At 68.9% G+C, this 11,025-nt stretch carries 10 protein-coding genes; 4 read left to right on the plus strand and 6 right to left on the minus strand.

The window, feature by feature from the left end; translation table 11 throughout:
- Nucleotides 1-104: 104 nt before the first annotated feature.
- Entirely contained in the window at nt 105-1,373 is a 1,269-nt protein-coding gene (locus H0U68_RS19740) for a 6-phosphofructokinase (RefSeq protein ID WP_296358613.1), read from the plus strand.
- 30 nt (nt 1,374-1,403) lie between these two features.
- A complete protein-coding gene (locus tag H0U68_RS19745; RefSeq protein WP_296358614.1) occupies nt 1,404-2,411 on the plus strand; it encodes a class 1 fructose-bisphosphatase in 1,008 nt (335 codons plus the stop codon).
- Nucleotides 2,412-2,438: 27 nt separating this feature from the next.
- Here H0U68_RS19745 and H0U68_RS19750 read toward each other — a convergent pair whose 3' ends face one another.
- Nucleotides 2,439-3,359, minus strand: coding sequence for a LysR family transcriptional regulator (locus tag H0U68_RS19750; RefSeq protein ID WP_296358615.1), 921 nt, complete (start codon nt 3,357-3,359; stop codon nt 2,439-2,441).
- A 106-nt stretch (nt 3,360-3,465) separates the two neighbouring features.
- Between H0U68_RS19750 and H0U68_RS19755 the strand changes: the two genes are divergently transcribed.
- On the plus strand, nt 3,466-4,677 hold the full coding sequence (locus tag H0U68_RS19755; RefSeq protein WP_296358616.1) for an MFS transporter: 1,212 nt from the start codon (nt 3,466-3,468) through the stop codon (nt 4,675-4,677).
- Here H0U68_RS19755 and H0U68_RS19760 read toward each other — a convergent pair.
- The gene (locus H0U68_RS19760; protein WP_296358617.1) at nt 4,598-5,524 is read right to left on the minus strand and encodes a LysR family transcriptional regulator; all 927 of its coding nucleotides are present in this window, start codon (nt 5,522-5,524) and stop codon (nt 4,598-4,600) included. The two genes, H0U68_RS19755 and H0U68_RS19760, sit on opposite strands and share 80 nt — an antisense overlap.
- Nucleotides 5,525-5,593: 69 nt before the next feature.
- Here H0U68_RS19760 and H0U68_RS19765 point away from each other — a divergent pair, with 69 nt between their 5' ends.
- Nucleotides 5,594-6,949, plus strand: a complete 1,356-nt coding sequence (locus tag H0U68_RS19765; protein ID WP_296358622.1) for an aspartate aminotransferase family protein — start codon at nt 5,594-5,596, stop codon at nt 6,947-6,949.
- Here the strand turns inward: H0U68_RS19765 and H0U68_RS19770 are convergent.
- The 4 genes from H0U68_RS19770 to H0U68_RS19785 form a co-directional block, all read right to left on the minus strand.
- Nucleotides 6,882-8,564: an acyl-CoA dehydrogenase family protein gene (locus H0U68_RS19770; protein ID WP_296358618.1), complete on the minus strand. Its 1,683-nt coding sequence runs from the start codon at nt 8,562-8,564 to the stop codon at nt 6,882-6,884. The genes H0U68_RS19765 and H0U68_RS19770 overlap by 68 nt on opposite strands.
- On the minus strand, nt 8,561-9,274 hold the full coding sequence (locus H0U68_RS19775) for a TetR/AcrR family transcriptional regulator (protein ID WP_296358619.1): 714 nt from the start codon (nt 9,272-9,274) through the stop codon (nt 8,561-8,563). The genes H0U68_RS19770 and H0U68_RS19775 overlap by 4 nt, the downstream gene beginning before the upstream one ends.
- A gap of 224 nt (nt 9,275-9,498) precedes the next feature.
- A complete protein-coding gene (locus tag H0U68_RS19780; RefSeq protein WP_296358620.1) occupies nt 9,499-9,963 on the minus strand; it encodes a DUF2846 domain-containing protein in 465 nt (154 codons plus the stop codon).
- Nucleotides 9,964-10,054: 91 nt separating this feature from the next.
- Entirely contained in the window at nt 10,055-10,819 is a 765-nt protein-coding gene (locus tag H0U68_RS19785; protein ID WP_296358621.1) for a UPF0149 family protein, read from the minus strand.
- Nucleotides 10,820-11,025 lie beyond the last annotated feature (206 nt).

Consider the following 11,025-nt stretch of genomic DNA (forward strand, 5'->3'; position numbering starts at 1 on the left):
CAGCTGGCGAGGGTCGCCATCGCCCGCGTCGCCGCGGCCCCGAGGCTCTCGACGGACACTGCCGAAATCGTTTCGCGCGCGCTGTCCGCCGGTTGAGGCTTGCCATGGCGACGTCCAGGAGCAGGAAGAACGCGTTCTACGCGCAGTCGGGCGGCGTGACGGCGGTGATCAACGCGTCGGCGTGCGGCGTGATCGAGACGGCGCGCGCGCATCGCGACGTCATCGCCAACGTCTACGCCGGCAGGAACGGCATCATCGGCGCGCTCACCGAGGAGCTGATCGACACCGGCAAGGAATCGGCGGCGGCGATCCGCGCGCTTCGCACGACGCCGGCGGGCGCGTTCGGCTCGTGCCGCTACAAGCTGAAATCGCTCGACAAGAACCGGCGCGAGTACGAGCGGTTGATCGAGGTCTTCCGCGCCCACGACATTGCCTGGTTCTTCTACAACGGCGGCGGCGATTCCGCCGACACCTGTTTCAAGGTCAGCCAGCTGTCGCAGTCGATGGGCTACCCGCTGCAGGCGATCCACGTCCCGAAGACGGTCGACAACGACCTGCCGATCACCGACTGCTGCCCCGGCTTCGGCTCGGTGGCCAAGTACGTGGCGGTATCGGCGCTGGAAGCCTCGTTCGACGTGCGCTCGATGGCCAAGACCTCGACCAAGGTGTTCGTGCTGGAAGTGATGGGCCGCCACGCCGGCTGGATTGCCGCGGCCGGCGGGCTGATCGAGGACCACGGCATTCCGGTGGTGGTGCTGCTGCCCGAAGTGGAATTCGACGAGAAGAAATTCATCGCGCGCGTGGACGAACTGGTCAAGCAGCACGGCTTCTGCACGGTGGTGGTGTCCGAAGGCTGCCACCACCCGGACGGCACCTTCCTCGCCGAGCAGGGCACGCGCGACGCCTTCGGCCATGCGCAGCTGGGCGGCGCCGCGCCGGTGGTCGCCAACATGGTCAAGCAGGCGCTGGGCCACAAGTTCCACTGGGCGGTGGCCGACTATCTGCAGCGCGCGGCGCGCCACATCGCCTCCAAGACCGACGTGAAGCAGGCCTACGAACTCGGCGCCGCCGCGGTGAAGCTGGCGCTGAAGGGCCACAACGCCGTGATGCCCACCATCGACCGTGTCAGCGATGCGCCCTACCGCTACAAGATCGGCGTGGCGCGGCTGGCGGACGTCGCCAACGTCGAGAAGTTCATGCCGCCGAACTTCATCACCAAGGACGGCTTCGGCATCACCGAGGCCTGCAAGCGCTACCTGCGCCCGCTGATCCAGGGCGAGGACTATCCCCGCTACAAGGACGGCATGCCGGTGTACGCCACGCTGAAAAACGTGGCCGTGCCGAAGAAGCTGCCTGCCTTCGAGCTGCGCTGACAAAAAAGCATTTCCCATCCAGGAGAGCGAATGTCCCCCAAGGTGTCCCTCACCCGCTACCTGGTCGAAAAGCAGCATGTCGACGGGCGCATCCCGCCCGAGCTGCGCCTGCTGCTCGAAGTGGTGGCGCGCGCCTGCAAGAGCATCAGCCACGCGGTGAACAAGGGCGCGCTGGGCGGCGTGCTGGGCTCGGCGCACAGCGAGAACGTGCAGGGCGAGGTGCAGAAGAAACTGGACATCATCGCCAACGAGGTGCTGATCGAGGCCAACGAATGGGGCGGCCACCTGGCGGCCATGGCCAGCGAGGAAATGGACGGCATCTACGTGGTGCCCAACCGCTATCCGCAGGGCGAATACCTGCTGCTGTTCGACCCGCTGGACGGCTCGTCGAACATCGACGTGAACGTCAGCATCGGCACCATCTTCAGCGTGCTGAAGAAACCCGACGACGCCGGCCAGGGAGTCAGCGAACAGGATTTCCTGCAAGCCGGCAGCAGGCAGGTGGCGGCCGGCTACTGCATCTACGGCCCGCAGACCACGCTGGTGCTGACCGTGGGCGACGGCGTGGTGATGTTCACGCTGGACCGCGAGCAAGGCTCCTTCGTGCTGACCGAGGAGGACGTGCGCATTCCCGAGGACACCAAGGAATTCGCCATCAACATGAGCAACATGCGGCACTGGGCTGCGCCCGTGCGCCGCTACATCGACGAATGCCTGGCCGGCAGGGAAGGCCCGCGCGGCAAGGACTTCAACATGCGCTGGATCGCCAGCATGGTGGCCGACGTGCACCGCATCCTCACGCGCGGCGGCGTGTTCCTCTATCCATGGGACAAGCGCGAGCCCGACAAGCCCGGCAAGCTGCGCCTGCTGTACGAGGCCAACCCCATGGGCTGGCTGATCGAGCAGGCCGGCGGCGCCGCCACCGACGGCAAGCAGCGCATCCTGGACATCGCACCCGCGAAGCTGCACCAGCGCGTGAGCGTGATCCTGGGCAGCAGGAACGAGGTCGAGCGGGTCACCGGCTACCACCGGGACTGAGAAAACCGGCGACGGACATCGCCTCGCTCAGCGGCCCTCGCCGAGCGCCGCGATGTCCACATGCGCGCTCAGGTAGTCCAGCACGGCGCGCACCCGCGCCGGCAGGCGGTCCGGGCGGCCCTGGTAGACGGCGTGCAGCGGCGCCGTGTCGCCCGGGTTGAAGCGCTCCAGCACCTTGACCAGACGACCTGCGCGCAGGTCGTCGCCCACGTGGTACATCGACAGGCGGGCCAGGCCGTGGCCCAGCAGCGCCAGGTGGCGCAGCGTTTCGCCGTCGCCCGCGCGCACGTTGCCCTGCTCCGCAATCTCCACCAGCCGGCCGCGCACGCGGAACGGCCACGCCGGCTGCGCGCGCCGGTAATTCCAGCCCAGTCGGTTGAGCGCCAGCAGATCTTCCGGACGCGCAGGCGTGCCGTGCCGCGCCAGGAACGCGGGCGAGGCCACCACCGCCTGCGGCGTTTCGCCCAGCGGACGCGCCACCAGGCTGGACGCCGGCAGCGGCCCCCAGCGCACGGCGATGTCCGCGCGCGCCTCCATCAGGTCGACTACGCGGTCGGTGAGCGTGATGTCCAGCACCAGCTCGGGCCACTGCGCGGTAAGCGCCGGCACCAGCGGCAGCAGGGCGCGGTGGCCGAACGAATTGCTGGCGTTGATGCTCACCCGGCCCCGCGGCGCACCCGCCGCGACGCTGCGCTCGGCCTCGTCCAGGTCGGCCAGCACGCGCCGGCTGCGCTCATGGAACTGCACGCCTTCCGCGGTGAGCTGCAGCTGGCGGGTGGAGCGCTGCACCAGCCGCACGCCCAGTCGCGCCTCCAGCCGGGTCAGCAGCTTGCTCAGCGCCGACGGGCTCATGCCGAGGTGGCGCGCCGCCGCCGACAGGCTGCCGCGCTCGGCTACCTGTGCGAAGGCCTCCATGTCGGCAAAGCGGTTGGCGTCGGGACGCGGCATGGTTGATTCCTGAATTCAAGTCACAAGTGCATGTCGCTGGTGCATTCTAGTCAGCAGCGACCGTGGACCGCACAGTACGGCATCCGTCATTCCTGCGCACCACGACATGCCTCTCGCCCTCTTCGCCCTCACCGCCGGCGCCTTCTGCATCGGCACCACGGAATTCGTCATCATGGGCCTGCTGATGCAGGTGGGCGCCGACCTGCACGTGTCCATCACCACGGCGGGACTGCTCATCTCCGGCTACGCGCTGGGCGTGGCCGCCGGCGCGCCGGTGCTGAGCCTGCTCACGCGCAGGCTGCCGCGCAAGACGGTGCTGATGGCGCTCATGGCCATCTTCACGCTCGGCAACATCGCCTGCGCGCTGGCGCCGTCCTACGGCTTGCTCATGGCGGCGCGCATCCTGACCTCGCTGGCCCATGGCACTTTCTTCGGCGTCGGCGCGGTGGTGGCCGGCGAGCTGGTCGCGCCCCATCGGCGGGCCTCGGCCATTGCGCTGATGTTCCTCGGCCTCACCGTGGCCACGGTGGCGGGCGTGCCGGCCGGCGCCCTGCTGGGGCTGCACTATGGATGGCGCGCCGCCTTCGGGGCCGTCGCCGTCCTTGGGCTGGTCGCGTTGCTGCTGCTGGCCTGCCTGCTGCCGCGCACGCCGGCGCCGCTGTCCACCTCGCTCGGCGAAGAGCTCGCCGTGCTGCGCCGGCCCGCGGTGCTGGCCGGCCTAGCGATGACGGTGCTCGGCTTCGCGGGCGTGTTCTGCGCCTACACCTACATCCAGCCGCTGCTGGTGCAGGTGACCGGCCTGTCGCAGCAGGCCGTGTCGGTGGTGCTGCTGCTGTTCGGCGTGGGCCTGGTGATCGGCAACCTGCTGGGCGGAAAAGCCGCGGACCGCGCGCCCGTTGCCTCGGTGCTGGTATCGCTGGCGCTGCTGGCAGCGGTGCTGGCGGTGCTGCCGCTGGTGATGCACAGCGGCTGGGCCGTCGGTCTTTATGTCGGCGTGCTCGGTGCGGCGGCATTCGCCACCGTGGCGCCGCTGCAGATGCGCGTGCTCAAGGGCGCGCAGGGCGCCGGCCAAACGCTGGCGTCCAGCCTGAACATCGCCGCCTTCAACGTCGGCAACGCGCTGGGCGCCTGGCTGGGCGGGCGGATGCTGGACAGCGCCTGGGGCTTCGATGGGCTCGGCGCGGCCGGTGCCGCCGTCACGCTGCTGGGGCTGGGTACCGCGGTGGCCGAATGGCGCCTCAGCGCGCGCCGTGCGCCCCCGCCAGCGCATCCCACAGCGCCCGTGCCGCGCGCGACGCGGCAGGCGCCCGGCGCATGATGGCCACGAACTGCACCGCGTAGCCGCAGTCCGCCGGCCCGATGCGCCGCATGTTGCCGGCCTGCACGAAAGACTCGGCGTAGTGGCCGGGCAGAAAGCCCACATAGCAGCCCGACAGGATCAGCGTGGCCACGCCTTCCTGGTCGGTGACGGAAGCGCGGCGGCGCAGGCCGAAGCGGTGCGCCGCCTCCATGTTGGGCGAGTGGAAGGTCAGGCCGGCGTAGTCGCAGTCGCGCACCGCGTCCCAGTCGCAGGCCGCGCCGCCATTCGCCGCAAACAGCGGATGGCGCTGTCCGCAGTACAGGTGCATTTCCTCGCCGAACAGCGGCAGGTAGTCCAGGCTGTCGGAGCGCCGGTGGTCGGGCACCACGGCAATCGCCACGTGGCCGTCGATGACGCCGGCCTCCAGGTCGTTCAGGGTGCCCACGGTCACGTCCAGCGCCACCTGCGGCGCCTGCTGCCGGAACGCGCGCACGGCGTCGGCGATGCGCGCGGCCGGGTTGCTCACCGTCTTGTCGAACAGGCCCAGGCCCAAGGTGCCGACCAGCTCGGCGTGCAGGTCGCCCACGCCGGTGCGGAACGCGTCCATCGCGCCCAGCAGCTGCAGCGCGCCCTGGTAGACGCGCTGGCCCTCGGGCGTGAGCGCGAAGCCGCCGCGCCCGCGCCGGCACAGCACCAGGCCCAGCCGCTCTTCCAGGTCCTTGACGTGGCGGCTGACGGTGGAGCGGCCGATGTTCAGCTCCAGCTCGGCAGCGGACAGGCCGCCGCACTCCACCACCGCCTTGAAGATCTTCAGCAGGCGGATGTCGCTGTCGCTGACCTGGCCCAGCAGGGCTTTCTTGACCATGAAAGTTTCAATCCCATGAAACTGAACTGTGAATCACAGCAGTTTACGCACGAAACCGGCAAGCGCAGCATGCGCTCCATGAACCTCCATGACCTGCCCTCGATCGCCCCGGCGCTCACCGCCGCCCAGCTGGACGCCTACTGGATGCCGCAGACCGGCAACCGCCAGTTCAAGCAGGACCCGCGCATCATGGTGGAGGCACAGGGCTGCTACTACCGCGACGCGGCCGGCCGCCAGGTGTACGACGGCCTGTCTGGCCTGTGGACCTGCGGCCTGGGCCATGGCCGCGAAGAAATCGCGCAGGCGGTGGCGGCGCAGCTGACGCGGCTGGACTTCGCGCCGGCCTTCCAGTACGGCCACCACGGCGCGTTCCAGCTCGCCGAGCGCGTCGCCGCACGCATGCCCGAGGGCCTGGACCGCGTGTTCTTCACCAACTCCGGCTCCGACGCCGTGGACACCGCGCTGAAGATGGCGCGCGCCTACTGGCGGCTGAAGGGCCAGGCCGGCAAGACGCGGCTGATCGGCCGCGCCAAGGGCTACCACGGCGCCAATTTCGGTGGCATCAGCGTCGGCGGCATCGTGGGCAACCGCAAGATGTTCGGCGAGGGCGTGGCGGCCGACCACCTGCCGCACACCCTGATGGCGCAGAACGCGTTCAGCCGCGGCATGCCCGAGCACGGCGCGCACCTGGCCGAAGAACTGCAGGAACTGGTGAACCTGCACGACGCCTCCACCATCGCCGCCGTGATCGTCGAGCCTTTTGCCGGCTCGGCCGGCGTGATCGTGCCGCCCAAGGGCTACCTGCAGCGGCTGCGCCAGCTGTGCGACCAGCACGGCATCCTGCTGATCTTCGACGAGGTGATCACCGCCTTCGGCCGCACCGGCGCCTGGACCGGCTCGGAAGCCTTCGGCGTGACGCCCGACCTGATCTGCTTCGCCAAGCAGGTCACCAACGGCGCCATCCCCATGGGCGGCGTGGTGGCAAAGAGCGAGCTGTACCAGACCTTCCTGGACGCGGGCGGCCCGCCCTACGCCATTGAATTCGCGCACGGCTACACCTACTCCGCGCACCCGGTGGCCTGCGCCGCCGGCATCGCCTCGCTGGACCTGCTGGAGCGCGAGAACGCGGTCCAGCGCGTGCGCGAGCTGGCGCCGCATTTCGAAAACGCGGTGCACTCGCTCAAGGGCGCCAAGCACGTCACCGACATCCGCAACTGCGGCCTGGCGGCCGGCCTGACCCTGGCGGCCCTGCCGGGCGAGCCGGCACGGCGTCCGTTCGAAGTCGCCATGCGGCTGTGGGAGAAAGGCTTCTACGTGCGCTACGGCGGCGACACGCTGCAGATGGCGCCGGCCTTCATCACCACGCCGGCGGAGCTCGATGCGATGGTGAACGCGGTGGGCGAAGCGCTGAACGCGCAGGACTGAGAACCTTCAGCCGAGGCCGTTCGCCCTGAGCCGCTCGCCCGAGACCGTTCGCCCTGAGCCTGTCGAAGGGCCTCCTCAGCTTGCCGTCACCTGCGCGCGCGCGACGATCGCGTCCGCGCGCGCCTTGCCGCAGCGCGGGCAGATGCCGCACGAAACCGTCGAAGCCGGGGTGCTGGCCGGCGACGGATGCGAAGTCGGCGAACAGCGCATCGCGGCAGGAAACGTCCTTGCGCATGGCGCGGCGCACGTCCATGCACATCATGTTGGCCGTGCCTTCCCACACGCTGTTGAGCGGCGCCTCGCGGTAGATGCGCGCCATCGGGTTCTCCTCGACGAAGCCGTTGCCACCGTGGCACTGCAGTGCCTCGTAGGCCACGGCCGGCGCGCGCGAGCAGTTGAAGAACTTGGCCATGGGCGTGGCGACGCGCGCGAACGCGGTCTCCACGGCATCAGCGCCGATGGCGTCGGTGGCGCGCGCCACGCGCAGCGCCAGCAGCGTGGCGGCCTCCACCTCCACCGCCATGTCGGCCAGCACGTTGGCCTGCATCGGCTGCTGCGCCAATGGGGTGCCGAAACCGTGCCGCGTGCCGTTGTGGTTCAGCGCCAGGGTCAGCGCCTGGCGCATCAGGCCGGCCGAGCCGACGGCGAAGTCCAGCCGCGTGAGGTGCGCATGCGACAGGATCTCGCGGATGCCGCCGCCTTCCGGCCCGACGCGAATGGCCAGCGTGCCGGCCAGCTCGATTTCGCTGGACGCGTTGGACCGGTTGCCCGCCTTGTCCTTCAGCCGCTGGATGAAAAAGCGGTTGAAACTGCCGTCGGGCAGCGTGCGCGGCAGGAAGAAGCACGTCACCCCGCCCTGCACTTTCGCCAGCGTGAAAAAGCCGTCGGACTGCGGTACCGAGCAGAACCACTTGTGGCCGGTCAGTTCGTACCAGTGCGCGGTGGCGCCGTGGTAGTCGGCCGACTGCGAGAACGCTGCCGTGGTCTGCGTCTGCCGCAGGTCCGAGCCGCCCTGCTTTTCCGTCATGGCGTAGCCGATCACCACGGCGGGCTTGTGCGCCACCTCCCTGCGGCTGAACTCGTAGCCGGTGCCGCGCACCTTGTCGGCCCAGATCTTCAGCGCCGGCTCGTGCTGGAAGCCCGCGTACGACGCGTAGGCCATGCCGGTGGGACAGCCGACGCCGTGCTCCACCTGGTTCCACAGGTACGACTGCACGGCGCGCGCCACGTGCGGATGCGGCCCCTTCGCGTTCCATGCCAGCGAATGCACCTCGTGCTTCCAGGCCAGCTCCATCAGCGCGTGCCAGGCCGGATGGAAGTCCACCCAGTCGATGCGGCTGCCGTAGCGGTCGTGCGTCTTGAGCTCGGGCACGTGCTTGTTGGCCAGGCGCGCGAGCTCCTGCACTTCGGCGTCGCCGGCGAGCTGGCCGAGCGCGGACGCGCAGCGCGCGGCCCAGGGCGCGTCGCGCAGCAGCGCGGCTTTCAGCACCACGTCGCCGTCGAAGGCGTTGAAGCCGGCGGCGGGCGCGGCCTGGTTCTCCACCACGTGCGTGGCATGGCGGAGAGCAGCCGCCGGCGCGGGCTGCAGTTGTCCGGGTGCGATGGAAGCGTTCATGCGGCTTTGCGTGTGGCGTGTCGGGACGGGAGAGAAGACGAAGAGGACGCGGACGGCAGCCGCGCGACGCGGCCGCGCGGTGCGCCAATGCCAGCGCAGCACAGGTTGGCGATCTCGCCCGCCAGGTCCTGCACGGCCAAGGAGTCCTGGCCGCCGGCCGCGCCGAAGTCGGCGTTCAGCGGCGACAGCGGGCCGATCAGCCCTTCCATGAAGCCACCGACGATGACGGTGGCCGCGATGCGGGCATCGACGCAGGCGCGGAAATCACCCGCGGCCTGGCCGTCGCGCACGATGCGCACGATCTGCTCGCTGATGGCGTGGCGGTACGTGAGGCGTGCCTGGTCGATCTCCGGCTCGCACGGTTCGGCGATCAGCGCGTAGGCGAGCCGCCGGTTGCGCATGGCGCGCTGCACGAAGGCTGTGACGGCCGCATGCAGGCGCTGCGCCGGCCGCCCGGCGCCGTCCGCGATGGCACGCATCACGTCCACCTCGCGCTGCGACACGGTGGACAGCACCTCCACGCACAGATGCGCCTTGGACGGGAAATAGCGGTAGACGGTGCCAGTGGCCAGGCCCGCGGCGGCAGCCACGTGGCTGACCTGCGCGTTGGGCCAACCGCCCTCTCCCACCAGCGTGCGCGCGGCGGCCAGGATGCGGTTGCGGTTGTCGGCAAGGCGCGCTTCGACACTGTCGGTGCGGCGGTAGGCCATGGAATGAATTGCAGTTCAAGAGCAATGAACTGTAGTTCACTTCTTTGGTGGGGCGCAAGGACCGGGACGCATGCGCGAACAACGGCGCGGCAGCGGCGGCCTGGCTGAGCACCGCTTGAAGAGGTCTGCTCTGGCCGGAAGCAGCCGTGAACCGGAATCACATAGAAAACGCCGCCACACCTGGCGATGTGGCGGCGCTGACAGGGCTGTAGTTGTAGCTTGCGCTATTTCGAGTAGGTCCCGCTGCACGCACCTCCCGAGGCAAGCTCCAGTTTGGCGACGGCAACCTTGCCTTGCTCGTCGGTCATCGCTTCCAGATTCGCGCCACCCTTGACCAGCCCCAACTTGATGAATTGGCGGTAAAAGTAGTTCTTGCCGGCTTCCACCATGATGGCCAGATCGTTCGGGGAGAACTCGGACTCGGTAGAGAGCGTGTGCTTGCCCGGAGACGCTTCCGTGTAGAAGAAGGTGTCCGGCGCAGACTCGCCGACGCACTTGCCATCCAGCCAGACATCCTTCTTCAGCGCCTTGCCGACGAAGCTGTCCCGATAAACATAGATGCCCGCCATGCCTGCTGGGGGGGCGGCAAATTGCTTTGCTTTGGCGGACGCCTCTTTGGATTCCATCTTCACGGACGCGCAGCCAGCCAACAGCGCTATGACGATCATGCTCGATGCGAGCTTCTTCATAAGACCCTCTCTCCTTCTTTGTACCCAGGACTGTAATCGATCCGATTCGTCCGCTTCCGACCCTTAGCGGGCGTCGGTGCCGCGGTTCGTCCTACCCCGCCCCATGGCACTTCTTGTATTTCTTCCCGCTACCGCAGGGACAGGGGTCGTTGCGCCCCACCTCTTGCGCCTTGCGCACCGGACCGGTCCGCGGGCCCAAGCTGCGCCACAACTGCCGCAGCGAATAGACAGCCCAGATCGCCGCGGCGACCTGGTCGAGGCGCGCATCGCTCACGCTTGGCGGCCCGTCCTCGGCGTACATGGACACGGTGGGTTCGCTGGTGTCGTCTTCCGTCAGCGCGACGATGTCCTCGAGCGCCGCGTCCAGCATTTCCGCCGCCTCGGCGTCGCGCGGAGGCAGCCAGTCTTCGGGCCAGCTCTCCACGGCGTACATGAATCCCAGGGCCCACACCTGCGCATACGCGGGCAGGTCTTGCAGGTCGTTGTCGGCGCGCTGCTCGGCCGGTAGCGCGAGGACAGCGCCGCGCGTGTCCAGGGCCTCGGGGTGGTAGGTCCGCTCGTCTTCCAGTTCCTCCACCGGCTGGTCCAGCGCGAACGCGATTTCCTCCCAGCGCCGGCGCCAGCGCCAGACGAACTCCATATGCTCCATGGGCCGGAAGTGGTCGCCCAGCAGCACCGGCCAGTAATCATCGGCAGGGACTTCGCGGCGCGTGCAGACCAGGGCTGCCAGGAAGCCCTCGCAGAACTCCCACTGCGGGATTTCCTCGTGCTGCTCGCGCATGTGGTCGAGTTCATCGTCGAGCGCGTCGAAGTCTTCAGGAGTGAGCGGGCCGGGGTGGGCGGGAACGTTCGTCAAGGCGGAGTCCAGGGCAAGCGGAGGCGGGCATTATCCCGCCGCCGTGCATTCCGGTGGCTCGAGCAGACGCCCAAGCTGATCGCTAGTGTGGTGCGCGCCTCTGTTCTGTACTTATCGTGAGATCGCAGCCAATGCAGCCTTGGCTCTGGTGACCTTGGCCAGGATGTCCGAAGCACTGGCTGTCCAGATGAATGGTTTGGGGTTGT

The sequence above is a fragment of the Ramlibacter sp. genome, assembly GCF_013697775.1.
GTDB lineage: Bacteria > Pseudomonadota > Gammaproteobacteria > Burkholderiales > Burkholderiaceae_C > Ramlibacter.